Here is a 23,579-nt window from a genome sequence, read left to right on the forward strand (position 1 = left end):
ATCAATCCAGTAATGAAAGGGTGACAGGCGTCAGGTGATTGTCTTCAACCCGCACTTGCAGTTCGCCTTCGCCCAGTTTGGCTTTCAGACGTTGACCGTTATGGGTTTGCGCGGCGTTGCGAATCGCGTTGCCGCGCTCGTCGAGCAAAATGCTGTAACCGCGGCCCAGCGTCGCCAGGGGGCTGACCACATGCAGTGTCTGCATTTGGCTTTGCAACTGCAGGCGACGGTTTTTCAGCCCCTCGCGGATGGCGCGGGGCAGGCGTTCGGCGAGACTGTCGAGGCGCTGGCGCAACAACGCCAGTTGCCGACCGGGATGTTGCCCGGCCAGGCGGGTTTCCAGGCGGATCAGCCGTTCACGGCGAGTGTTGAGGCTGCGTTCAAAGGCGCGGCGCATGCGCATGTCCAGATCATCCAGGCGTTGCGCTTGCTGGCGCAGGCGCTCACCCGGATGGCGCAGTCGCCGGGAGATGCCTTCCAGACGCAGGCGGTCGCGCATCAAACGGTCGCGCATGCGCATCACCAACCGTCGGTGCAGGCTTTCGACCCGGCGGACCAGATCGCTGGAGTCCGGTGCGAGCAATTCAGCGGCGGCGGATGGGGTCGGGGCGCGAACGTCGGCGACGAAGTCACTGATCGACACATCGGTTTCATGGCCGACGGCGCTGACGATCGGCGTTACGCAGGCATCCACCGCGCGGGCCACTGCTTCTTCGTTGAAGCACCAGAGGTCTTCCAGCGAGCCGCCACCTCGGGCCAGGATCAAGGCGTCGAAGCCGCGGGCATCGGCCAGTTTCAGCGCGCGAACAATTTGCGCGGTGGCTTCGCGGCCCTGAACGGCCGTCGGGATCAGCGTCAGTTGTATCTGAGGTGCGCGACGGCGGAACACGCTGATGATGTCGCGGATCACCGCGCCGGTGGGTGAACTGATGATGCCGATCCGTTGTGGATGGGCCGGTAGCGGTACCTTGCGCTCGGCGCTGAACAGGCCTTCGGCGTTGAGTTTTTCCTTCAGTGCATCGAAGGCCAGCCGCAACGCGCCATCGCCCGCAGGTTCCACGGTGTCGAGGATCAGTTGGTAGTCCCCGCGCCCCTCGAACAGCGAGACCTTGCCGCGTACCTTGACCGCCAGGCCGTCTTTCAATGCTTGTCGCACTCGCGCAGCGTTCTGCCGGAACAGTGCGCAACGCACCTGGGCGCCGCTGTCCTTGAGTGTGAAGTACACGTGGCCGGATGCCGGGCGGGCCAGGTTGGAGATTTCGCCTTCGACCCAGATGTTGCTGAACACGTCTTCGAGCAACACCCGTGCACGGCCGTTGAGCTGGCTGACGGTCAGGACTTCACGGTCCAGGCCAAGTCTTGCAAAGGGATCTTTAATCATGGGGCGCATGATAAAGGCATTCGGTGACCAATCTCTATGACCCCGCACAAATCAGTTGTTGGAGGCTGTTTGTGGCGTGAGCTGGCTCGCGAAAGCAGTCCGGCAGGCGATATCGTCGGTGAAAATCAAGACGCCATCGCGAGCAGGCACGCTCCCACACAGGCGCGCTTGGCGCAGGTTGTTCAATCGTTGTACTGGCTCAGCAATCGCTCCATCCGCGCATTCAAGCGGCGTTTGATTTCGGTTTCGATGTGCGGCGCGAAGTCGTCGATCACGTCCTGCATGATCAATTGCGCGGCGGCGCGCAGTTCGCTGTCGAGGTACAGCAGGGCGTCGGCGCCCTTGCTGGCGCTCGGTGCCGGCTCGGCGGCTGGGGCGGGCGCTTTCGGTTCGACGGTCGGCGCGGGGGCGCTGACAGTGTCGAACAGCATCGGAATCTGTTCCTGTTCACCTTCATCGACCGTGTCGGTCAGCAGCGGTGGTTGCAGGTTGTCATCGCCGAGCAGTTGGCGGATCGACTCAAGGTCGTCCAGCAGGTGCACGGACTTTTGCAGCGGTTTTGGAGTGTCCATCGGAATGCTCAGAGTCGCTGTAAACGGTGATCTTGCAGAGGATAGCCCTGTTCGCGGTAGAAACGGAAACTCTCCCGCGCGGCCTGGCGTATCACCGGGTCTTCCACCACCACTTCTGCCACGCGGGCAAAGCGCTGGGCAAAGGCCGGCACTTTCAGGTCGAGATTGACCAACAGATCCTGGTGCTGGCCGCAATCATCGCCAAGCCCCAGGACGATCTGGCTGTCCGGTTCGCTTTCGGCAGGGCCGTGGGGCACGAAACTTTCGCCTTTGAACGCCCATAAGCGTGCGTCGAGATCCTCGCGTTGGGAGGCGTCGCTGCAATGCAGGTAAATGCGGTGCCCCATGCGCCAGGCTTTTTCAGTGAGCTTGCAGGCGAAATCCAGGCGTGCCGAAGGATCGGCGCTGGGCAGGATATAGAAGTCGACTTTGGTCATTGCGGTTCCTGAGCCTTGAGCGGCGCCGCCCGAAAGCGACGCCGCCCAGGTTCATCGGTTTCAGGCTTTGGCGCGGTCCAGCAGGTATTGGGTCAACAGGGGAACCGGACGGCCAGTGGCGCCCTTGTCCTTGCCGCCGCTGGTCCAGGCAGTGCCGGCGATGTCCAGGTGCGCCCAGTTCAGGTTCTTGGTGAAGCGCGACAGGAAGCAGGCAGCGGTGATGGTGCCGGCTTTCGGGCCGCCGATGTTGGCGATGTCGGCGAACGGGCTGTCGAGTTGCTCCTGGTACTCATCGAACAACGGCAATTGCCAGGCGCGGTCGTCGGCCGCCTTGCCGGCGCTGAGCAGTTGGCCGATCAGTTCATCGTTGTTGCCCAGCAGGCCCGAGGTATGGGCGCCCAGGGCAACCACGCAGGCACCGGTCAGGGTGGCGATGTCGATGACGGCTTGCGGCTTGAAGCGCTCGGAGTAGGTCAGTGCGTCGCACAGCACCAGACGGCCTTCGGCGTCGGTGTTGAGGATTTCCACGGTCTGGCCGCTCATGGTGGTGACGATGTCGCCCGGGCGAGAAGCGTTGCCGCTCGGCATGTTCTCGGCGCATGCCAGGATGCACACCAGGTTGATTGGCAATTTCAGCTCGAGCACGGCACGCAGGGTGCCGAACACGCTGGCAGAGCCGCCCATGTCATATTTCATTTCGTCCATGCCGGCGCCTGGCTTGAGGCTGATACCGCCAGTGTCGAAGGTGATGCCTTTGCCGACCAGGGCGTAGGGCTTCTCGGATTTCTTGCCGCCGTTGTATTGCATGACGATCAGGCGCGGCGGTTGGGCGCTGCCCTGGCCAACGGCATAGAACGAGCCCATGCCCAGTGCCTTGATCTTCTTCTCGTCGAAGACTTCGACTTTCAGGTCCTTGAACTCTTTGCCGAGGTTTTTCGCTTGCTCACCGAGGAACGTCGGGTGGCAGATGTTTGGCGGCAAGTTGCCCAGGTCGCGAGTGAAGGCCATGCCGTTGGCAATGGCGGTGGCGTGGGTCACGGCGCGTTGCACTTCAGCCTGGGCGGCCTTGATGGTCAGCAGGGTGACTTTCTTCAGGGCGCGTGGTTCGGCTTTCTGGCTCTTGAACTGATCGAACTGGTATTCACCGTCCACCAGGGTTTCGGCCAGCAGGCGGGTCTTGCCGTAGCTGTCGCGGCCCTTGACCACGATTTCGTCCAGGGCCAGGACCGCATCACTGCCGGCCAGGCCTTTGAGGGTATTGAGTACGCCGGCGATGATTTTGCGGAACGGGCGGTCGCCCAGTTCTTCATCTTTACCCACGCCCACCAGCAGCACGCGCTCGGCCTTGAGGTTGGGCAGGCTGTGCAGCAGCAGGCTCTGCCCGACCTTGCCGGCCAGGTCGCCACGCTTGAGCACGGCGCTGATCGCACCGCCGCTGAGTTCGTCGAGTTGTTTGGCGGCGACGCCGAGTTTGCGGCCTTCACCGACGGCGACCACCAACGTGGCGGTTTTCAACGTTTCCGGGTTAACGCTCTTTACAACCAGTTCCATGTCCGGGTCCCTGAATTGATGGTCAACTCGCAAGCGCTCGACACCGAATGTGCGTCGCCTGCCTGCATCTAAATAGAAAGTAATAGAAAGGCGCCAGTACCGACCGGCGACGAAGGCCGCAGTTTGAACCTCGCTAGCGGCGCCTGACAACCCTCGGTTGTACGATTGTCGGAGCGAGCCTGCTCGCGAAGAACTTGAGGCCGCGGCGGGGTTTCAGGCTTCGTGAGATATGGACGTCGCCCTTCGCGAGTGCGCTCGGTCCTACAGGCGCTTCCATGCATTGCGCAGTGACAGGCGCACCCAATCACAGGATAATGCGCCATCTTTTTTCGGCGGCTCTGCCCTGCGGGTTGCCTGATATGTTTGTTTGTTTGTTTGTTTGGCTGCCTTCGCCTGACAATCCTGGAGTGTCTGGTTTGATCGTCTTCCGTTACCTATCCCGCGAAGTCTTGTTGACCTTGAGCGCCGTCAGCGCCGTGCTGCTGGTCATCATCATGAGTGGACGCTTCATCAAATACCTCGCCCAGGCCGCTTCGGGCCTTCTGGATCCGGGTTCACTGTTTCTGATCATGGGCTTCCGCCTGCCGGGATTCCTGCAGCTGATCCTGCCCTTGGGACTGTTCCTGGGGATTCTGCTGGCGTATGGCCGGCTGTATCTGGAAAGCGAGATGACCGTGCTTTCGGCGACCGGCATGAGCCAGCAGCGTCTGTTTGTCATGACCCTTTTTCCGGCCACGCTGGTGGCGCTGATCGTGGCGTGGCTGAGCCTGAGCCTGGCGCCACAAGGTGCCAATCAGTTCCAGCTGCTGCTGAACAAGCAAGATGCCCTGACCGAGTTCGATACCCTGGAGCCGGGGCGCTTCCAGGCGTTGCGCGACGGTACGCGAGTGACTTACACCGAGCAGTTGTCGGCAGATCGGATCAACCTTGGCGGCGTATTCATTTCGCAAAAGAACGCCTCATCCGACAGGAAAGATCGCGGGATTTCCGTCCTGGTGGCTGAAAAGGGCCGGCAGGAAATCAAGCCTGATGGCAATCGCTACCTGATCCTCGACAATGGCTACCGTTACGACGGTAATCCGGGGCAGGCCGACTATCGTGCGATCAAGTACGACGAGTACGGTGTATTGCTGCCCAAGCCGGATGTCAGCGACGAAGTCACCGACCGTGATGCGCTGAGCACCAGTGTCTTGATCCATAGCGATGACTTGCGTATGCGCGCCGAGCTTGAGTGGCGTCTGTCCTTGCCCTTGCTGGTCTTCATCGTGACCCTGATGGCGGTGCCGCTGTCGCGAGTCAATCCGCGCCAGGGGCGCTTCCTCAAACTGTTGCCGGCGATTCTTCTTTATATGGCTTACCTGACCCTGCTGATTGCCGCACGCGGCGCCCTCGACAAGGGCAAGATCCCGGTGGCGTTGGGCTTGTGGTGGGTGCATGCCATCTTCCTGATCATCGGCCTGGGCCTGCTTTACTGGGAACCCCTGCGCTTGAAGATGGCGAGTCGCCGCAGCGTGCTGGAGGTGGCCCGTGGTTAAGCTCGACCGCTACATTGGTAGCAGCGTGCTCATTGCGATCCTGGCTGTGCTGGGAATCATCCTGGGGCTGGCAACGTTGTTTGCGTTCATCGATGAAATGGGCGAAATCAGCGATACCTACACCCTGGCCGATGTCGCGAGTTATGTGCTGCTGACTGCACCGCGCCGTCTTTACGAAATGTTGCCGATGGCGGCGCTGATCGGTTGCCTGATCGGCCTCGGCAGCCTGGCCAGCAACAGCGAGTTGACCATCATGCGCGCGGCCGGCGTGTCGATCGGCCGAATCGTCTGGGCGGTCATGAAGCCCATGTTGGTGCTGATGCTTGCCGGCGTGCTGATCGGCGAGTATGTCGCCCCCGCCAGTGAAAATATCGCGCAAGCCAATCGTTCGCTGGCCCAGGGCAGTGGCGACGCGCAAAGTGCCAAGCACGGCATGTGGCACCGTCAGGGCGATGAATTCATCCACATCAACTCCGTTCAGCCCAATGGCATTTTGTACGGTGTGACCCGTTATCGCTTTGACGCCGAGCGGCACATGTTGTCGGCCAGCTTCGCCAAGCGCGCAGACTTCGACAAGGAGCACTGGCAACTGACCGATATCACCACCACGCTGTTCCACGATAAAAGCTCTGAGGTGGTGACTGCCCCTGTGGAGCGCTGGGACGTGGCATTGAGCCCGCAATTGCTCAATACCGTGGTGATGACACCCGAGTCGTTGTCGATCAGCGGTCTGTGGGGGTATATCCACTATCTGGCGGACCAGGGCTTGAACAATGGTCGTTACTGGCTGGCATTTTGGGTCAAGGTGTTGCAGCCGTTGGTCACTGCTGCCCTGGTGCTGATGGCGATTTCCTTCATTTTCGGCCCGTTGCGTTCGGTGACCCTGGGTCAGCGGGTGTTTACCGGCGTGCTGGTGGGCTTCACTTTCCGCATTGCCCAGGATTTGCTGGGCCCTTCGAGCCTGGTGTTCGGTTTCTCGCCGCTGTTTGCGGTGCTGGTGCCAGCCGGCATCTGCGCCCTGGCCGGGCTGTGGTTGTTGCGTCGCGCCGGTTGATGGCGGGGCGTTCCCGGCTTCTTTGGTCATAAAAAACGCCCCTGTCGCAAGACCGGGGCGTTTTTGTACTGGCCGTCTGACCTGCGAACGTGACGCTAGCGCCGTGGATCAGGTACAATTCCCGGCTATTTTTCGGCGGGCTATGCCTGCAGCCTTTTTGAGTGTTGATCCGTGAGTGATTTGAGTCATATCCGCAATTTCTCCATCATCGCCCACATTGACCATGGCAAGTCGACGCTGGCCGATCGCTTCATCCAGATGTGCGGCGGCCTGGCCGAGCGTGAAATGGAAGCCCAGGTCCTCGACTCCATGGACCTTGAGCGTGAACGCGGCATCACCATCAAGGCGCATAGCGTTACCCTGTATTACAAGGCCCGTGATGGCATCACCTATCAGTTGAACTTCATTGATACCCCTGGCCACGTTGACTTCACCTACGAAGTCAGCCGCTCGCTGGCGGCCTGTGAAGGCGCGTTGCTGGTGGTCGATGCCGGTCAGGGTGTCGAGGCGCAGTCGGTAGCCAACTGCTACACGGCGATCGAGCAGGGCCTGGAAGTGATGCCGGTGCTGAACAAGATCGACCTGCCACAGGCCGATCCGGACCGCGTTAAAGAAGAAATCGAAAAAATCATCGGCATCGATGCCACCGACGCGGTCACTTGCAGTGCCAAGACCGGTCTGGGCGTTGATGAAGTGCTCGAGCGCCTGGTCACCACCATTCCGGCGCCAACCGGCAACATCGAAGATCCGCTGCAAGCGTTGATCATCGACTCCTGGTTCGACAACTACCTGGGCGTTGTGTCCCTGGTGCGCGTACGCCATGGCCGTGTGAAGAAAGGCGACAAGATTCTGGTCAAGTCCACCGGCAAGATCCACCTGGTGGACAGCGTCGGTGTCTTCAATCCCAAACACACCGCTACCGTTGACCTGAAAGCCGGTGAAGTGGGCTTCATCATCGCCGGCATCAAGGACATTCACGGTGCGCCAGTGGGTGACACCCTGACCTTGAGCTCGACGCCGGACGTCGATGTGCTGCCAGGTTTCAAACGCATTCAGCCGCAGGTGTATGCCGGTCTGTTCCCGGTCAGCTCCGACGATTTCGAAGACTTCCGCGAGGCGCTGCAAAAGCTCACGCTGAATGATTCGTCGCTGCAATACACCCCGGAAAGCTCCGACGCCCTGGGCTTCGGCTTCCGTTGCGGTTTCCTCGGCATGCTGCACATGGAAATCATCCAGGAGCGCCTGGAGCGCGAATACGACCTGGACCTGATCACCACCGCGCCGACGGTAATTTTCGAACTGCTGCTCAAGTCCGGCGAAACGATCTACGTCGATAACCCGTCGAAGCTGCCGGACCTGTCTTCCATCGAAGACATGCGCGAGCCGATCGTGCGGGCCAATATTCTTGTGCCGCAGGAGCACCTGGGCAACGTCATTACCCTGTGCATCGAGAAACGCGGCATTCAGCATGACATGCTGTTCCTCGGTACCCAGGTCCAGGTGACCTACGATCTGCCGATGAACGAAGTGGTCCTGGACTTCTTCGACCGCCTGAAGTCCACCAGTCGCGGCTATGCTTCGCTGGATTACCATTTCGACCGTTACCAATCGGCTAATCTGGTGAAACTGGATGTGCTGATCAACGGCGACAAGGTCGACGCCCTGGCGCTGATCGTGCACAAGGACAATGCGCACTACAAAGGTCGCCAGTTGACCGAGAAGATGAAAGAGCTGATTCCGCGGCAGATGTTCGACGTGGCAATCCAGGCCGCCATTGGCGGTCAGATTGTGGCGCGGACAACCGTCAAGGCACTCAGAAAGAACGTATTGGCCAAATGCTACGGCGGTGACGTTAGCCGTAAGAAAAAACTGCTGGAAAAGCAAAAGGCCGGTAAAAAACGCATGAAGCAGGTCGGTAACGTGGAAATTCCACAAGAAGCCTTCCTTGCAGTGCTCAGGTTGGATAGTTAGGTCCTATGTCACTAAATTTCCCGCTGTTGCTGGTCATCGCCGTATTCGTCTGCGGCTTGTTGGCGTTGCTCGATCTGCTTTTCCTGGCGCCGCGTCGGCGTGCCGCCATTGCCTCCTATCAGGGCAGCGTGAGCCAGCCTGATGTGATGGTGGTCGAGAAGCTGAACAAAGAACCGCTGCTGGTCGAATACGGCAAGTCGTTCTTCCCGGTGTTGTTCATCGTGCTGGTGCTGCGTTCGTTCCTGGTGGAACCGTTCCAGATCCCTTCCGGCTCGATGAAACCGACCCTGGACGTCGGCGATTTCATCCTGGTGAGCAAGTTTTCCTACGGGATCCGCTTGCCGGTGATCGACAAGAAAGTCATCGAAGTCGGTGAGCCACAACGCGGCGATGTGATGGTGTTCCGCTATCCGAGCGATCCAAACGTCAACTACATCAAGCGTGTAGTCGGTCTGCCGGGTGATCAGGTTCGTTACACCGCTGACAAGCGCCTGTTCGTCAACGGTGAATCGATCGCCGAGCAACTGGTCGGCTCCGAGCCGGGCACCTTGGGGAGCGCCGAGCTCTACAAGGAAAAACTCGGCGCCGCCGAGCACCTGATCCGCAAGGAAATGAGTCGCTACCGGGCTACGCCGGACCGTTCTTGGACCGTACCTGCCGGGCACTATTTCATGATGGGCGACAACCGCGACAATTCGAACGACAGTCGTTACTGGGATGATCCGAACATTCCCAAGGATCTGCTGGGCATGGTTCCCGACAAGAATATCGTCGGCAAGGCCTTTGCAGTCTGGATGAGCTGGCCGGAACCCAAACTCAGTCACCTGCCGAATTTCTCGCGGGTTGGCCTGATCAAGTAATCAAACACGGCGCTGTTGAACACAGCGCCGAATGCATTTCTGGAGTCGACACAATCGACGCCGGCAGCATGAAAACAACGATATTCAGGACGTTATTTTTGAACACAGCGTTAATTGTCCCAAGCCTGCGCCGAACCCCGGCGATGGCGGTGGAATCCAACCACGAACTCAGCGTGGGTAAACCGTGAGCGTCTCTTTAAGCCGTCTCGAGCGTCAGCTCGGCTACACCTTCAAGGATCAGGAACTGATGATCCTGGCCCTGACTCACCGCAGCTTTGCCGGGCGCAACAACGAGCGCCTGGAGTTCCTCGGTGATGCCATTCTCAACTTCGTGGCTGGCGAGGCATTGTTCGATCGCTTCCCGCTGGCCCGCGAAGGCCAGTTGTCGCGTTTGCGTGCCCGTCTGGTGAAAGGTGAGACCCTGGCCGTACTGGCCCGTGGTTTCGATCTGGGCGAATACCTGCGCCTGGGTTCCGGCGAATTGAAGAGCGGCGGTTTCCGTCGCGAGTCGATTCTGGCCGATGCCCTGGAAGCGCTGATTGGTGCAATCTACCTCGATGCCGGCATGGAAGTGGCGCGCGAACGCGTGCTGGCCTGGCTGGCCGGCGAGTTCGAAGGCCTGACACTGGTCGACACCAACAAGGATCCAAAAACCCGCCTGCAGGAGTTTCTGCAGTCCCGTGGTTGCGAGCTGCCGCGTTACGAAGTGGTGGATATCCAGGGTGAGCCGCATTGCCGGACGTTCTTCGTCGAATGCGAAATCATCTTACTGAATGAAAAAAGCCGAGGTCAGGGTGTGAGCCGTCGCATTGCCGAACAGGTAGCGGCCGCCGCAGCACTGATTGCCCTGGGTGTGGAGAATGGCAATGACTGATACAACCGCAACGCGCTGTGGCTATGTTGCCATCGTCGGCCGTCCGAACGTGGGCAAATCCACGTTGCTGAACCACATCCTGGGTCAGAAACTGGCGATCACCTCGCGCAAGCCGCAAACCACCCGTCACAACATGCTCGGTATCAAGACCGAAGGCGATGTGCAGGCCATCTATGTCGACACCCCTGGCATGCACAAGGGTGGCGAGAAAGCCCTGAACCGCTACATGAACAAGACCGCATCGGCGGCGTTGAAAGACGTCGACGTGGTGATTTTCGTGGTCGACCGCACCAAGTGGACCGAAGAAGACCAGATGGTCCTTGAGCGCGTGCAATACGTGACCGGCCCGCTGATCGTGGCGCTGAACAAGACTGACCGCATCGAAGACAAGGCGGAGCTGATGCCGCACCTGTCCTGGTTGCAGGAACAGTTGCCGAACGCGCAGATCATCCCGATCTCGGCCCAGCACGGGCACAACCTTGACGCACTGGAACGGGTGATTGCCGGGCATCTGCCGGAAAACGATCACTTCTTCCCGGAAGACCAGATCACCGACCGCAGCAGCCGTTTCCTTGCCGCTGAACTGGTTCGCGAAAAAATCATGCGCCAGATGGGTGCCGAGCTGCCATACCAGATCACCGTCGAAATCGAAGAGTTCAAGCAGCAGGGGAAAACCCTGCACATTCATGCGTTGATCCTCGTCGAGCGTGACGGCCAGAAGAAAATCATCATTGGCGACAAGGGCGAGCGCATCAAGCGTATCGGCACCGAGGCGCGCAAGGACATGGAGCTGCTGTTCGACTCCAAGATCATGCTCAACCTTTGGGTCAAGGTGAAGGGCGGCTGGTCCGACGACGAACGCGCCTTGCGTTCGCTGGGTTACGGCGACCTGTAAATCAGGCTTGCACTACACCGTAGAACCCTGTGGGAGCGGGCTTGCCCGCGATGAGGATGTAACATTCAGCAGAGATGTTGAAGGTGAATCCGCCATCGCGGGCAAGCCCGCTCCCACATTGGTTTGTGTTGATTTCAAAACGGCATGCCTTCAGTGAGACATCCATGTCCGCAACCCAGCCAATTGGCCAACCCGCCTACGTCCTCCACTCCCGCGCCTACCGCGAAAGCAGTGCGCTGGTGGACTTCCTCACGCCGCAAGGTCGGTTGCGGGCCGTATTGCGCAGTGCGCGAGGCAAGGCCGGGACACTGGCACGGCCATTCGTGCCACTGGAAGTGGAGTTTCGGGGGCGTGGCGAGCTCAAAAACGTGGGGCGCATGGAAAGCGCCGGCGTTTCCACCTGGCTCAATGGAGAAGCCCTGTTCAGCGGCCTTTATCTCAATGAGTTGCTGATTCGCCTGCTGCCCGCCGAAGATCCGCATCCCGCCGTATTCGATCATTACGCCGCCACCCTGCTGGCCCTGGCTGAAGGTCGTCCGCTGGAACCGCTGCTGCGCTCATTCGAATGGCGGTTGCTCGATGACCTCGGTTACGGCTTTTCTCTGATCACGGACATCCACGACGCCCCCATCGCGCCGGACGGCCTTTATCGCTTGCAAGTGGATGCGGGACTGGAGCGGGTCTATCTGTTGCAACCGGGCCTGTTCAATGGCACGGAATTGCTGGCCATGGCCGATGCTGACTGGAGCGCGCCGGGTGCCTTGTCGGCGGCCAAGCGCTTGATGCGGCAGGCGCTGGCCGTTCATTTGGGCGGCCGGCCGCTGGTTTCCCGAGAGTTGTTTCGAAAACCGTAAATTCCCCATGTATGCTGTGCACCGAACTTTCTCTTCTTCTGGAGCGCTTCCGTGACCACCAGCACCCGCATTCTTCTTGGCGTGAATATCGACCACGTTGCCACCTTGCGTCAGGCTCGGGGTACCCGCTACCCGGACCCGGTGAAGGCAGCACTGGATGCGGAAGAGGCGGGCGCCGATGGCATTACCGTGCACTTGCGTGAAGACCGTCGTCACATTCAGGAGCGCGATGTGTTGCTGCTCAAGGACGTGCTGCAGACCCGCATGAACTTCGAGATGGGCGTCACCGAAGAAATGATGGCGTTCGCCGAGCGGATTCGCCCGGCGCACATTTGCCTGGTGCCGGAAACCCGTCAGGAGCTGACGACGGAAGGTGGTCTGGACGTGGCGGGGCAAGAAGCCCGTATCAAGGCGGCGGTGGAGCGCCTGTCGAAGATCGGCTCGGAAGTGTCGCTGTTCATCGATGCCGATGAGCGTCAGATCGAGGCGTCCCGTCGTGTGGGCGCGCCGGCCATCGAGCTGCACACCGGGCGTTACGCCGATGCCCAGACGCCTGCCGAGGTGGCTGAAGAACTCAAGCGGGTTGCCGATGGCGTGGCGTTTGGTCTGGCCCAGGGCCTGATCGTCAATGCCGGCCATGGCCTGCATTACCACAACGTCGAAGCCGTTGCGGCAATCAAAGGTATCAACGAGCTGAACATCGGCCATGCGCTGGTGGCCCATGCCTTGTTCGTTGGCTTCAAGTCGGCTGTTTCGGAGATGAAGGCGCTGATTCTGGCGGCGGCCGCAAAAGCCTGAGAACACCACAAAACCCTGTGGGAGCGAGCAGGCTCGCTCCCACAATTGTTGGATGGGCCTGTTAAAGCGGTGCCGGTTCCGGAGCTGGCTTGGTCTTGTCGATCCCCGGCACGAGCAACTTGCCCTCGGCCACTTGATCGCCTTCAAGTTGCGGCTGCGTGACCCAGGTCAGGATGTCGTAATAGCGGCGGATGTTGGCCACGAAATGCACCGGCTCGCCGCCACGGGCATAGCCGTATCGGGTTTTGCTGTACCACTTCTTCTCGGACAGGCGCGGCAGCATTTTCTTCACGTCCAGCCACTTGTCCGGATTCAGGCCTTCCCGCTTTGCCAGTTTGCGGGCGTCATCCAGGTGGCCGCTGCCGACGTTGTAGGCCGCCAGGGCAAACCAGGTGCGATCCGGTTCCTGGATCGACTCGTCCAGTTGATCCTTCATGTAAGCCAGGTACTTGGCGCCGCCCATGATGCTCTGCTTGGGGTCGAGGCGATTGGACACGCCCATGGCCTGCGCAGTGTTCTGGGTCAGCATCATCAGGCCACGCACGCCGGTTTTTGACGTGACGGCCGGTTGCCACAACGATTCCTGATAGCCGATGGCCGCCAGCAGGCGCCAGTCGACTTTCTCTTTCTTGGCATAGGCCTTGAAGTGCTGTTCGTACTTGGGCAAACGTTGCTGCAAGTGTTGGGCGAAGGTGGTGGCGCCCATATAGCCAAGGACGTCGACATGCCCGTAATAACGGTCTTTGAGGCGTTGCAGGGTGCCGTTCTTCTTGACCTTGTCGAGGTAGGCGTTGATCTCGTTGAGCAGGCTGTTGTCATCCCCGGCCGCCACCGCCCAGCTCTGGTTGCTGGCGTCACCGAGGTCAAAGGCGACCCGGATATTGGTGAAGTAGACCTGGTTCATCGCGACTTCGTTGGAGTCCACGAGGGTCAGGTCGATCTGCCCCTCATCGACCATGCGCAACAGGTCGACGACTTCAACGGCGTCGGACTCTTCGTATTCAATGCCGGGAAATTGCTTTTTCAGCTGCGCCAGCTGTTCGGCGTGGGTGCTGCCCTTGAGCACCATGATCTTCTTGCCCACCAGATCTTTCGCTTCGGTAGGGCGCGACTGGCCGTTGCGATAGATGATCTGTGGGGTCACTTCCAGATAGGAGTGGGAAAATCGCACCTGCTTTTTGCGCGCTTCGCTGCTGACCAGCCCCGCGGCGGCCAATACCGGGCCTTTGGGTTTGCCCACCTCGTTGAACAGGTCGTCGAGGTTGTCGGCGGTCTCGATCTTGAGTTCGACCCCCAGATCGTCGGCGAAGCGCTTCACCAGCTCGTATTCGAAGCCGGTTTCACCGTTGCGATCCTGGAAGTAGGTGGCGGGGCTGTTTCGGGTGATCACCCGCAGCACGCCATCCTCCTTTACGCGCTCCAGTGTGTTGGGTTTATCAACACAGCCACTGAGCATCAGGAAGAGTCCGGTTGCGATCAGCCATTTGGCGTACCGCGGACGCAAAGCCGTTGGGAAAAACATTTGCGCAGTATACGCAAAGGACCACGAGCGCCATATCTCGACAGCAAAGGGCTTGTCTGCTAGAAGGCGAAAAACCCACTTGGAGCCCGCAGGAATGGGCTACAACCCGATTTTTCACCCGTCAAAATAACTCGCGCCGAGCGCCCCGATCGGCGCCGGTTTTCCGCTCGGACACCCGCTCCGACGCCCGGGTGCAACCGCGCGTAGCGTTTCGGGTGATGTCGCGGGCTGTTTAGGCTAGAATGCACGGCCTCAAAGCACACCCCTTCCCGAGGCTGTCCCGAAGATGTTGATCCTGCGCGGCGCTCCTGCCCTTTCTGCCTTTCGCCACAGCAAACTCCTTGAGCAACTGAGCCAGAAGGTCCCGGCTGTCAGTGGCCTGTATGCTGAATTCGCTCACTTCGCCGAAGTTACCGGCGTCCTGACCGGCGACGAACAGCAGGTGCTTGCGCGCCTTCTGAAATACGGTCCAAGCGTTCCGGTCCAGGAGCCGACCGGTCGTCTGTTTCTGGTGTTGCCGCGGTTTGGCACCATTTCGCCATGGTCGAGCAAGGCCAGCGACATCGCTCGCAATTGCGGGCTGACCAAGATCCAGCGCCTGGAGCGTGGCATTGCGTTCTACGTTGCCGGCCAGTTCAGCGATGCAGACGCCCAGCTGATTGCCGATGTGCTGCACGACCGCATGACCCAGATCGTCCTGGGCAACCTCGAACAGGCTGCCGGCCTGTTCAGTCACGCCGAACCCAAGCCCCTGACCGCGATCGACGTGTTGGGTGGTGGCCGCGCGGCACTGGAAAAAGCCAACACCGAGCTGGGCCTGGCCCTGGCGGAAGACGAAATCGACTACCTGGTCAACGCCTTCGTCGGCTTGAAGCGCAACCCGCACGACATCGAACTGATGATGTTCGCCCAGGCCAACTCCGAGCATTGCCGTCACAAGATCTTCAACGCCAGTTGGGACATCGACGGCGAGAGCCAGGAAAAAAGCCTGTTCGGCATGATCAAGAACACCTACGTGATGCACAGCGAAGGCGTTCTGTCGGCTTATAAGGACAACGCATCGGTGATCGTCGGCTCCGTGGCCGGTCGTTTCTTCCCGGACCCTGAAACCCGCCAGTACGGCGCGGTGCAGGAGCCGGTGCACATCCTGATGAAAGTCGAGACCCACAACCACCCGACCGCAATTGCTCCGTTCCCGGGCGCGTCCACCGGTTCCGGTGGCGAGATCCGTGATGAGGGTGCAACCGGTCGCGGTGCCAAGCCGAAGGCTGGCCTGACCGGCTTCACCGTATCGAACCTGCAGATCCCGGGCTTCGAACAGCCATGGGAAGTGCCATACGGCAAGCCTGAGCGCATCGTGACCGCGCTGGACATCATGATCGAAGGCCCACTGGGCGGCGCGGCGTTCAATAACGAATTCGGCCGTCCGGCACTGACCGGTTACTTCCGTACCTTCGAACAATCCATCTCCACCCCTCACGGTGATGAGGTTCGCGGTTACCACAAGCCGATCATGCTGGCCGGTGGCATGGGCAACATCCGTGAAGAACACGTCAAGAAAGGCGAAATCCTCGTTGGCTCCAAGCTGATCGTGCTCGGCGGCCCGGCGATGCTGATCGGTCTGGGCGGCGGCGCGGCTTCCTCCATGGCCACCGGCACCAGTTCGGCGGACCTGGACTTCGCTTCCGTACAGCGTGAAAACCCTGAGATGGAGCGTCGCTGCCAGGAAGTCATCGACCGTTGCTGGCAACTGGGCGACAAGAACCCGATCAGCTTCATCCACGACGTGGGTGCGGGCGGTCTGTCCAACGCCTTCCCGGAACTGGTCAACGACGGCGATCGTGGTGGCCGTTTCGAACTGCGCAACATTCCAAACGACGAGCCGGGCATGGCCCCGCACGAAATCTGGTCCAACGAATCCCAGGAGCGTTATGTTCTGGCGGTTGGCCCGGCTGACTTCGAGCGCTTCAAGGCGATCTGCGAACGCGAGCGTTGCCCGTTCGCCGTGGTCGGCGAAGCTACTGCTGAACCGCAGTTGACGGTCACCGACAGCCACTTCGGCAACAGCCCGGTGGACATGCCTCTCGAAGTGCTGCTGGGCAAGGCCCCGCGCATGCACCGTTCGGTGGTGCGTGAAAACGAGCTGGGCGACGATTTCGATCCGTCGACCCTCGATATCGGCGAGTGCGTCGAGCGCGTACTGCATCACCCGGCCGTGGCCAGCAAAAGCTTCCTGATCACCATCGGCGACCGCACCATCACCGGCCTCGTGGCCCGTGACCAGATGGTCGGCCCGTGGCAGGTTCCGGTGGCCGACGTCGCCGTCACCGCCACCAGCTTCGACGTCTACACCGGTGAAGCCATGGCCATGGGCGAGCGCACTCCGCTGGCGCTGCTGGACGCTCCGGCGTCGGGCCGCATGGCCATCGGCGAAACCCTGACCAACATCGCGGCCTCGCGCATCGCCAAGATCTCCGACATCAAGCTGTCGGCGAACTGGATGTCGGCTGCCGGTCACCCGGGCGAAGACGCGCGACTGTACGACACCGTGAAAGCGGTCGGTATGGAGCTGTGCCCTGAGCTGGGCATCACCATTCCGGTGGGCAAGGACTCGATGTCCATGGCCACGCGCTGGAACGATGAAGGCGTGGACAAGGCTGTCACTTCGCCGATGTCCCTGATCGTGACCGGTTTCGCGCCAGTGACTGACATCCGTCAGACCCTGACCCCGCAACTGCGCATGGACAAGGGCACCACCGATCTGATCCTGATCGACCTGGGCCGCGGCCAGAACCGCATGGGCGCCTCGATCCTCGCCCAGACCCACGGCAAGCTGGGCAAGCAGGCCCCGGACGTCGATGACGCCGAAGACCTCAAAGCTTTCTTCGCGGTGATCCAGGGCCTCAACGCCGACGGTCACCTGCTGGCTTACCACGACCGTTCCGACGGTGGTCTGCTGACCAGCGTGGTCGAGATGGCTTTTGCCGGTCACTGCGGCCTGAACCTGGTGCTCGACAGCGTTGCCGAGGATGCCTCCGAGATCAACGGCATCCTGTTCAACGAAGAACTGGGCGCAGTGATCCAGGTGCGTCAGGACGCGACGCCAAGCGTACTCGCACAGTTCAGTGCGGCTGGTTTGGCTGAATGCGTGGCGGTGATCGGGCAGCCGATCAACAACGGCCAGATCGACATCGTCTTCAATGGCGACACCGTGTTCGAAGGTCAACGCCGCCTGCTGCAACGCCAGTGGGCCGAGACCAGCTACCAGATCCAGCGCCTGCGTGATAACGCCGACTGCGCCGAGCAAGAGTTCGACGTGATCCTGGAAGAAGACAACCCGGGCCTGAGCGTCAAGCTCAGCTTCGATGTCAACCAGGACGTCGCCGCGCCTTACATCAAGAAAGGCATTCGCCCACAGGTTGCCGTGCTGCGTGAGCAGGGCGTCAACGGTCAGGTGGAGATGGCGGCGGCGTTCGACCGTGCCGGTTTCAGCGCGATCGACGTGCACATGAGCGACATTCTGGCCGGCCGTGTCGACCTGAACGAGTTCAAGGGCCTGGTCGCTTGCGGCGGCTTCTCGTACGGCGACGTACTGGGTGCCGGTGAAGGCTGGGCCAAGTCGGCCCTGTTCAACAGCCGTGCCCGCGATGCCTTCCAGGGCTTCTTCGAGCGTAACGACAGCTTCACCCTCGGCGTGTGCAACGGGTGCCAGATGATGTCCAACCTGCACGAGCTGATTCCGGGCAGCGAGTTCTGGCCGCACTTCGTGCGTAACCGTTCCGAGCAGTTCGAAGCCCGTGTGGCAATGGTGCAGATCCAGGAGTCGAACTCGATCTTCCTGCAAGGCATGGCCGGTTCGCGGATGCCGATCGCCATTGCTCACGGCGAAGGCCATGCCGAGTTCGCCAGCGAAGAAGCGTTGCTGGAAGCCGATCTATCCGGTTGCGTAGCCATGCGTTTCGTCGACAACCACGGCAAGGTCACCGAAAACTATCCGGCCAACCCGAACGGCTCGCCGCGCGGGATCACCGGTCTGACCAGCCGCGACGGTCGCGTGACCATCATGATGCCGCACCCGGAGCGCGTGTTCCGCGCCGTGCAGAACTCGTGGCGCTCGGATGACTGGAACGAAGACGCCCCTTGGATGCGCATGTTCCGTAATGCGCGCGTGTGGGTGAACTAAGAGCGGGTGGACTAAGGGCCGTGTACAAGCTCAGCTTTTTTGTTCCCGACAGCCATGTCGAAGTGGTCAAAAGTGCCGTATTCGCCGCCGGTGGCGGACGGATCGGCGCTTACGATCACTGCGCATGGCAGGTGTTGGGCCAAGGCCAGTTTCGTCCACTGGAGGGCAGTCAGCCGTTCCTGGGTGAAGCAGGGCAGGTCGAACAGATCGAGGAATGGAAGGTTGAGCTGGTCGTGGCCGATGAGTTGATCCGTTCGGTGGTGGCTGCGTTGAAAGGCAGCCATCCCTACGAGACACCGGCGTATGAGGTGTGGCGGCTGGAGGATTTCTGATCTTCCAGGCTGCTGAAATGAAAAACCCGCTGAAAGCGATTTCAGCGGGTTTTTTGTTGCCTGTATTCACTTGCGATCCTGCAGGTCAGCGCAGTATCGACCCAGGCAGGCTTTTGTGCCGAGGGAGCAGGGTTACGGACGAATCTCGATCATCGTGCCATCCGGCACCAGGTTCCAGACTTCACGCATGTCCCTGTTGCGCATGGCCACGCAGCCGTCGGTCCAGTCCAGGGTGTGGAACAGGTCTTCCGGGGTGTCTTCGGTATCCGGGGTGCCGTGGATCATGATCATGCCGCCTGGCGCGACACCTTCGCGGCGCGCGCGGGCAGAGTCAGTGATGTTCGGGTAAGAGATGTGCATCGCCAGATTGAAGTTGTTGCTGGTCTTGCGCCAGTCGATCCAGTAGAAACCCTCCGGCGTGCGTTTGTCGCCCTCCATCAGTTTCGGCCCCCTGGGGTTTTTGCCCAGGGAAATGCGATAGGTCTTGATCGGCTTGCCGTCATTGATCAATTGCAATTGATGAGCGGACTTGAGAACCAGGACTTTCTCGATGACCTTGCCGTTCAGCGTTTCCACGGCAGACGCCTGGGATACCGTGATGAAAGACAAGCAAAACAGGGCAAGCAACCAGCGCATTGAAACGATTCCCCAAAAGGTGTCGCGACTATTCATTTATAGATGTTTTTTTAGTTGGCAGGCTGAGCGAGCGGCGGGATCGATTCGGACCGCACGGGGTAGACCTCGGCCCGCCGGTCAGCGAAGAAGCATTCTAAGGTACGGCCCACCGTGCGGAAAGCCAGCTCATCCCAAGGAATGTCGACTTCGTCGAATAATTGCACTTCCAGGCTTTCAGGGCCGGCGGCGAAGTTCAGGTCCGCCAGTTCGGCGCGGAAAAATACATGCACCTGGCTGATGTGCGGCACGTCGATCAGGGTATAGATGCTCAGGTTGCGCACCCGGGCGCAGGCTTCCTCGGCGGTTTCGCGAATCGCCGCCTGCTCGATGGTCTCGCCGTTTTCCATGAAACCGGCGGGCAGGGTCCAATAGCCCAGGCGTGGCTCGATGGCGCGTCGGCACAGCAATACCTTGTTGCCCCAGGTCGCCACGCAACCGGCGACGATATTGGGGTTCTGGTAATGAATGGTCTGACAGCTGTCGCAAACGAAGCGAAGGCGCGAATCACCTTCGGGAATGCGCTGGGTCACCGGGTTGCCGCACTGACTGCAAAATTTCATGCTTGAGTTCCTGAATGCTGCGCCTATCTTGGCGTGCGGCGGTGTCTGTCGGCAAGTTGTCGTTTCGCGACACGCCGCTCTGCGGGGGCTTGGGCGACCGAGGCGATTGGTGCATGATGCAGGGTAAGGCACAGATCGAGAACACTCATGCTGGACGAGCTACTGCATCGGGTAAGCAACCACACACCGCGCACGTTGGAGACCGACCGACGTTTCCCCGAGGCCGCCGTACTGATGCCCATCACTCGCAGTGACGAGCCGGAACTGCTGCTGACCTTGCGTGCCAGCGGACTCTCGACCCACGGCGGCGAGGTGGCCTTTCCCGGCGGCCGACGCGACCCCGAAGACCCCGACCTGATTTTCACCGCCCTGCGCGAAGCCGAAGAAGAGATTGGTTTGCCGCCAGGGTTGGTCGAAGTGATCGGCCCGCTCAGCCCGCTGATTTCCCTGCACGGCATCAAGGTCACCCCTTATGTCGGGGTGATTCCCGATTTCGTCGAGTACCAGGCCAACGATGCCGAGATTGCCGCGGTGTTCAGCGTTCCCCTGGAGTTCTTCCGCAAGGACCCGCGCGAACACACCCACCGCATCGATTATCAGGGCCGCAGCTGGTACGTGCCGAGTTATCGCTATGGCGAATACAAGATCTGGGGGCTGACGGCGATCATGATCGTCGAGTTGATCAACCTGCTCTATGACGCCAAAATCAGCCTGCACCAACCGCCGAAAAGCTTTATCAATACCTGATGCCATCACTCGAATGGCCTGAACACGTCGCTGCGTGAGCCTTGAGGACAACACAATGAAATACCGCCTGGGCGACGCCCGTGTCGAGACCCACCCACAGAGCTGGGTCGCGCCCAATGCCGTGCTGGTGGGCAAGGTCAAACTGGAAGAGGGCGCCAACGTCTGGTTCAACGCTGTGCTGCGGGGCGACAACGAGCTGATCCTGGTCGGCAAGAACAGCAACGTCCAGGACGGTACCGTGATGCACACCGACATGGGCTACCCGTTGACCATCGGCACCGGCGTGACCATTGGCCACAATGCCATGCTGCACGGCTGCACCGTCGGCGATTACAGCCTGATCGGTATCAACGCGGTCATTCTCAACGGTGCGAAAATCGGCAAGAACTGCATCATCGGCGCCAACTCGCTGATTGGCGAAGGCAAGGAAATTCCGGACGGTTCGCTGGTGATGGGCTCGCCCGGCAAAGTGGTGCGCGAACTGACCGAACCGCAGAAGAAGATGCTTGAAGCCAGCGCCGCTCACTACGTGCATAACGCCCAGCGTTACGCCCGCGATCTGGTTGAGCAGGAAGAATGACGACCACCGAACGCCCTGTGCCATCGCCCTGCGTGAATATTTGTGCGCTGGACGACGATGACGTCTGCACGGGCTGCCAGCGCTCGGTCGAAGAGATTACCCGCTGGAGCCGCATGACCAACGACGAACGCCGCACGGTGCTGGGCTTGTGTCATGAGCGGGCCAAGGCCAGCGGATTGGTGTGGATGATCGGTACAAAACCCGGGAAATGAGGCGGCCTCCCTTGTAGGAGCAGGCTCGCTCCTACAGTATCCTGCGCACAAAATTGACAGGTAGTCCCACGCACCATGCTCTTCCTCATCGCCTACATCAGCAGCGTCGTGCTGATCAACTACGCCTTTTCTACCGCGCCGCAACTGGACATCATCTGGTCGGCCTGGGGTGGTCTGGTGTTCGTATTGCGCGACATGGTGCAAACCCGCTTCGGTCATGGTGCCATCGCAGCCATGCTGGCGGCGCTGGTGCTGTCCTATATCACCTCCGATCCGTCCATTGCCCTGGCCAGCACCACGGCGTTCGCGGTTTCCGAGTGCATTGACTGGCTGGTGTTCAGCGTCACCAAGCGTCCACTGCATGATCGCCTGTGGATAAGTTCGGCCCTGAGCATTCCCCTCGATACCTTCATTTTCTTCGGCATGATCGGTGCGCTGACCCCGGGTGTGATCCTCACCGCCCTGGGCTCGAAGTTCGCCGGTGTCACCGCCGTGTGGCTGATCATGGCCTGGCGCTTGCGCAAACAGGCCGTCGTCAGCTGAAGCCAAACCCTGCGGTTCATGTAAAATGCCGCGCTTTCTCCCCATGGATCGCGCGTATTGCGCCGTATCCTTGATGATCCGCTCCTTTGAGGACCTTCAGATGACCCGTATCGGAACTCCATTGTCGCCGACTGCAACCCGCGTATTGATGTGTGGTTGTGGCGAGCTGGGCAAGGAAGTGGTGATCGAGCTGCAACGCCTGGGCGTTGAAGTGATTGCCGTGGATCGTTATGCCAACGCACCGGCCATGCAGGTTGCCCATCGCAGCCACGTGATCAACATGCTCGATGGCGCCGCCCTGCGTGCGGTGATCGAAGCCGAGAAGCCACACTTCATCGTGCCGGAAATCGAAGCCATCGCCACCGCGACCCTGGTTGAGCTGGAGTCCGAAGGCTTCACCGTGATTCCGACCGCGCGCGCCGCGCAGTTGACCATGAACCGTGAAGGCATCCGTCGCCTGGCAGCCGAAGAACTGGACCTGCCGACCTCGCCTTACCACTTCGCCGACACCTTCGAGGACTACAGCAAAGCGGTCGAAGACCTCGGTTTTCCGTGCGTTGTGAAACCGGTCATGAGCTCGTCGGGCAAGGGCCAGAGCCTGCTGCGCAGCGTCGATGACGTGAAGAAAGCCTGGGATTACGCCCAGGAAGGCGGCCGCGCCGGTAAAGGCCGCGTGATCATCGAAGGCTTTATCGATTTCGACTACGAAATCACCCTGCTGACCGTGCGTCATGTTGGCGGCACCACGTTCTGTGCGCCGGTCGGCCATCGTCAGGAGAAGGGCGACTATCAGGAATCCTGGCAGCCACAAGCCATGAGTCCGATTGCCCTGGCAGAATCGGAGCGCGTGGCCAAAGCCGTGACCGAAGCCCTGGGTGGCCGTGGACTGTTTGGTGTGGAGCTGTTCATCAAGGGCGATCAGGTGTGGTTCAGCGAAGTGTCGCCACGCCCGCACGACACCGGTCTGGTCACGCTGATTTCCCAGGACCTGTCGCAGTTCGCCCTGCACGCCCGGGCGATTCTGGGTCTGCCGATTCCATTGATCCGTCAGTTCGGGCCTTCGGCTTCGGCGGTGATTCTGGTGGAAGGGCACTCGACCCAGACCGCGTTCGCCAACCTGGGCGCTGCGTTGAGCGAGCCGGATACCGCGCTGCGTCTGTTCGGCAAGCCTGAAGTCAACGGCCAGCGCCGCATGGGTGTGGCACTGGCTCGCGATGAGTCGATCGAAGCCGCTCGCGCCAAGGCGACCCGTGCGTCGCAGGCGGTGGTTGTGGAACTGTAAAAACCTCGCTGGCGGGCCTATACCTTCTATGGGCATCGCGCCAATGCTTTACCTGTAGGAGCGAGCCTGCTCGCGATGGTCGTTAACGATAACGCGGGGAATCAGGTTCCCCGCGGCGTTCTTGAGTCCATCGCGAGCCGGCTCGCTCCTACAGGTCATTC

The 23,579-nt window shown here is 60.5% G+C and carries 22 protein-coding genes; 15 read left to right on the top strand and 7 right to left on the bottom strand.

Translation table 11 applies throughout. The features are described from left to right. Nucleotide 1: 1 nt before the first annotated feature. From xseA to ACX3YD_RS21290, 4 genes are all read right to left on the bottom strand, one after another. Complete coding sequence (xseA, locus tag ACX3YD_RS21275; protein ID WP_458960919.1) at nt 2-1,381, bottom strand: exodeoxyribonuclease VII large subunit; 1,380 nt, start codon at nt 1,379-1,381, stop codon at nt 2-4. A gap of 182 nt (nt 1,382-1,563) precedes the next feature. Then, entirely contained in the window at nt 1,564-1,953 is a 390-nt protein-coding gene (locus ACX3YD_RS21280; protein WP_103405814.1) for a DNA polymerase III subunit chi, read from the bottom strand. Nucleotides 1,954-1,961: 8 nt separating this feature from the next. Next, complete coding sequence (locus ACX3YD_RS21285; RefSeq protein WP_458960920.1) at nt 1,962-2,390, bottom strand: DNA polymerase III subunit chi; 429 nt, start codon at nt 2,388-2,390, stop codon at nt 1,962-1,964. A gap of 60 nt (nt 2,391-2,450) precedes the next feature. Beyond that, complete coding sequence (locus ACX3YD_RS21290; protein ID WP_103405813.1) at nt 2,451-3,941, bottom strand: leucyl aminopeptidase; 1,491 nt, start codon at nt 3,939-3,941, stop codon at nt 2,451-2,453. A gap of 416 nt (nt 3,942-4,357) precedes the next feature. Here ACX3YD_RS21290 and lptF point away from each other — a divergent pair, with 416 nt between their 5' ends. The 8 genes from lptF to pdxJ all read left to right on the top strand — a co-directional run bounded on the left by lptF (nt 4,358) and on the right by pdxJ (nt 12,782). After that, nucleotides 4,358-5,476: an LPS export ABC transporter permease LptF gene (gene lptF, locus ACX3YD_RS21295; RefSeq protein ID WP_458960921.1), complete on the top strand. Its 1,119-nt coding sequence runs from the start codon at nt 4,358-4,360 to the stop codon at nt 5,474-5,476. Beyond that, the gene (lptG, locus tag ACX3YD_RS21300) at nt 5,469-6,530 is read left to right on the top strand and encodes an LPS export ABC transporter permease LptG (protein WP_103405811.1); all 1,062 of its coding nucleotides are present in this window, start codon (nt 5,469-5,471) and stop codon (nt 6,528-6,530) included. Before lptF ends, lptG begins: the two co-directional genes overlap by 8 nt. A gap of 171 nt (nt 6,531-6,701) precedes the next feature. Next, entirely contained in the window at nt 6,702-8,501 is a 1,800-nt protein-coding gene (lepA, locus tag ACX3YD_RS21305) for a translation elongation factor 4 (protein ID WP_047538127.1), read from the top strand. A gap of 5 nt (nt 8,502-8,506) precedes the next feature. Further along, on the top strand, nt 8,507-9,361 hold the full coding sequence (gene lepB / locus ACX3YD_RS21310; RefSeq protein WP_103405810.1) for a signal peptidase I: 855 nt from the start codon (nt 8,507-8,509) through the stop codon (nt 9,359-9,361). A 184-nt stretch (nt 9,362-9,545) separates the two neighbouring features. Continuing rightward, nucleotides 9,546-10,235 carry a ribonuclease III gene (rnc, locus tag ACX3YD_RS21315; RefSeq protein ID WP_103405809.1) on the top strand — a complete coding sequence of 230 codons (690 nt, stop codon included), beginning with the start codon at nt 9,546-9,548 and terminating at the stop codon, nt 10,233-10,235. Then, entirely contained in the window at nt 10,228-11,130 is a 903-nt protein-coding gene (era, locus tag ACX3YD_RS21320; RefSeq protein ID WP_047538131.1) for a GTPase Era, read from the top strand. The genes rnc and era overlap by 8 nt, the downstream gene beginning before the upstream one ends. Before the next feature lie 164 nt (nt 11,131-11,294). Beyond that, complete coding sequence (gene recO / locus ACX3YD_RS21325) at nt 11,295-11,984, top strand: DNA repair protein RecO (protein WP_047538132.1); 690 nt, start codon at nt 11,295-11,297, stop codon at nt 11,982-11,984. Nucleotides 11,985-12,035: 51 nt separating this feature from the next. Beyond that, the gene (gene pdxJ / locus ACX3YD_RS21330; RefSeq protein WP_103405808.1) at nt 12,036-12,782 is read left to right on the top strand and encodes a pyridoxine 5'-phosphate synthase; all 747 of its coding nucleotides are present in this window, start codon (nt 12,036-12,038) and stop codon (nt 12,780-12,782) included. Nucleotides 12,783-12,843: 61 nt separating this feature from the next. On the opposite strand, the gene mltF is transcribed toward pdxJ, so the two are convergent. Beyond that, the gene (gene mltF, locus ACX3YD_RS21335) at nt 12,844-14,304 is read right to left on the bottom strand and encodes a membrane-bound lytic murein transglycosylase MltF (protein WP_047538134.1); all 1,461 of its coding nucleotides are present in this window, start codon (nt 14,302-14,304) and stop codon (nt 12,844-12,846) included. 286 nt (nt 14,305-14,590) lie between these two features. Between mltF and purL the strand changes: the two genes are divergently transcribed. Both purL and ACX3YD_RS21345 read left to right on the top strand, forming a co-directional pair. Next, the gene (purL, locus tag ACX3YD_RS21340; protein WP_458960922.1) at nt 14,591-18,487 is read left to right on the top strand and encodes a phosphoribosylformylglycinamidine synthase; all 3,897 of its coding nucleotides are present in this window, start codon (nt 14,591-14,593) and stop codon (nt 18,485-18,487) included. A 20-nt stretch (nt 18,488-18,507) separates the two neighbouring features. Beyond that, nucleotides 18,508-18,819, top strand: coding sequence for an NGG1p interacting factor NIF3 (locus ACX3YD_RS21345; protein WP_458960923.1), 312 nt, complete (start codon nt 18,508-18,510; stop codon nt 18,817-18,819). Nucleotides 18,820-18,951: 132 nt separating this feature from the next. Here ACX3YD_RS21345 and ACX3YD_RS21350 read toward each other — a convergent pair whose 3' ends face one another. Then, on the bottom strand, nt 18,952-19,455 hold the full coding sequence (locus ACX3YD_RS21350; protein WP_047538142.1) for a L,D-transpeptidase family protein: 504 nt from the start codon (nt 19,453-19,455) through the stop codon (nt 18,952-18,954). Nucleotides 19,456-19,505: 50 nt separating this feature from the next. Then, nucleotides 19,506-20,054, bottom strand: coding sequence for an NUDIX hydrolase (locus tag ACX3YD_RS21355; protein ID WP_103405805.1), 549 nt, complete (start codon nt 20,052-20,054; stop codon nt 19,506-19,508). Between the two features lie 147 nt (nt 20,055-20,201). Between ACX3YD_RS21355 and ACX3YD_RS21360 the strand changes: the two genes are divergently transcribed. From ACX3YD_RS21360 to purT, 5 genes are all read left to right on the top strand, one after another. Next, entirely contained in the window at nt 20,202-20,801 is a 600-nt protein-coding gene (locus ACX3YD_RS21360) for a CoA pyrophosphatase (RefSeq protein ID WP_047538148.1), read from the top strand. Nucleotides 20,802-20,856: 55 nt separating this feature from the next. Then, complete coding sequence (locus ACX3YD_RS21365) at nt 20,857-21,381, top strand: gamma carbonic anhydrase family protein (RefSeq protein ID WP_458960924.1); 525 nt, start codon at nt 20,857-20,859, stop codon at nt 21,379-21,381. Continuing rightward, complete coding sequence (locus ACX3YD_RS21370) at nt 21,378-21,593, top strand: DUF1289 domain-containing protein (RefSeq protein ID WP_458960925.1); 216 nt, start codon at nt 21,378-21,380, stop codon at nt 21,591-21,593. The genes ACX3YD_RS21365 and ACX3YD_RS21370 overlap by 4 nt, the downstream gene beginning before the upstream one ends. 75 nt (nt 21,594-21,668) lie before the next feature. Beyond that, nucleotides 21,669-22,136 (top strand): preQ0 transporter, encoded by a 468-nt coding sequence (locus ACX3YD_RS21375; protein WP_458960926.1) that lies wholly within the window; start codon nt 21,669-21,671, stop codon nt 22,134-22,136. A gap of 100 nt (nt 22,137-22,236) precedes the next feature. Further along, a complete protein-coding gene (purT, locus tag ACX3YD_RS21380; RefSeq protein WP_458960927.1) occupies nt 22,237-23,418 on the top strand; it encodes a formate-dependent phosphoribosylglycinamide formyltransferase in 1,182 nt (393 codons plus the stop codon). The last annotated feature ends 161 nt before the right edge of the window (nt 23,419-23,579 follow it).

The organism is Pseudomonas fluorescens group sp. PF-1 (assembly GCF_054481335.1).

Coding starts and splice junctions, on each gene's coding strand:
- xseA (WP_458960919.1), bottom strand. CDS start 1,381: ATGATTAAAGATCCCTTTGCAAGACTTGGCCTGGACCGTGAAGTCCTG.
- ACX3YD_RS21280 (WP_103405814.1), bottom strand. CDS start 1,953: ATGGACACTCCAAAACCGCTGCAAAAGTCCGTGCACCTGCTGGACGAC.
- ACX3YD_RS21285 (WP_458960920.1), bottom strand. CDS start 2,390: ATGACCAAAGTCGACTTCTATATCCTGCCCAGCGCCGATCCTTCGGCA.
- ACX3YD_RS21290 (WP_103405813.1), bottom strand. CDS start 3,941: ATGGAACTGGTTGTAAAGAGCGTTAACCCGGAAACGTTGAAAACCGCC.
- lepB (WP_103405810.1), top strand. CDS start 8,507: ATGTCACTAAATTTCCCGCTGTTGCTGGTCATCGCCGTATTCGTCTGC.
- era (WP_047538131.1), top strand. CDS start 10,228: ATGACTGATACAACCGCAACGCGCTGTGGCTATGTTGCCATCGTCGGC.
- recO (WP_047538132.1), top strand. CDS start 11,295: ATGTCCGCAACCCAGCCAATTGGCCAACCCGCCTACGTCCTCCACTCC.
- mltF (WP_047538134.1), bottom strand. CDS start 14,304: ATGTTTTTCCCAACGGCTTTGCGTCCGCGGTACGCCAAATGGCTGATC.
- purL (WP_458960922.1), top strand. CDS start 14,591: ATGTTGATCCTGCGCGGCGCTCCTGCCCTTTCTGCCTTTCGCCACAGC.
- ACX3YD_RS21350 (WP_047538142.1), bottom strand. CDS start 19,455: ATGCGCTGGTTGCTTGCCCTGTTTTGCTTGTCTTTCATCACGGTATCC.
- ACX3YD_RS21355 (WP_103405805.1), bottom strand. CDS start 20,054: ATGAAATTTTGCAGTCAGTGCGGCAACCCGGTGACCCAGCGCATTCCC.
- ACX3YD_RS21360 (WP_047538148.1), top strand. CDS start 20,202: ATGCTGGACGAGCTACTGCATCGGGTAAGCAACCACACACCGCGCACG.
- ACX3YD_RS21365 (WP_458960924.1), top strand. CDS start 20,857: ATGAAATACCGCCTGGGCGACGCCCGTGTCGAGACCCACCCACAGAGC.
- ACX3YD_RS21370 (WP_458960925.1), top strand. CDS start 21,378: ATGACGACCACCGAACGCCCTGTGCCATCGCCCTGCGTGAATATTTGT.
- ACX3YD_RS21375 (WP_458960926.1), top strand. CDS start 21,669: ATGCTCTTCCTCATCGCCTACATCAGCAGCGTCGTGCTGATCAACTAC.
- purT (WP_458960927.1), top strand. CDS start 22,237: ATGACCCGTATCGGAACTCCATTGTCGCCGACTGCAACCCGCGTATTG.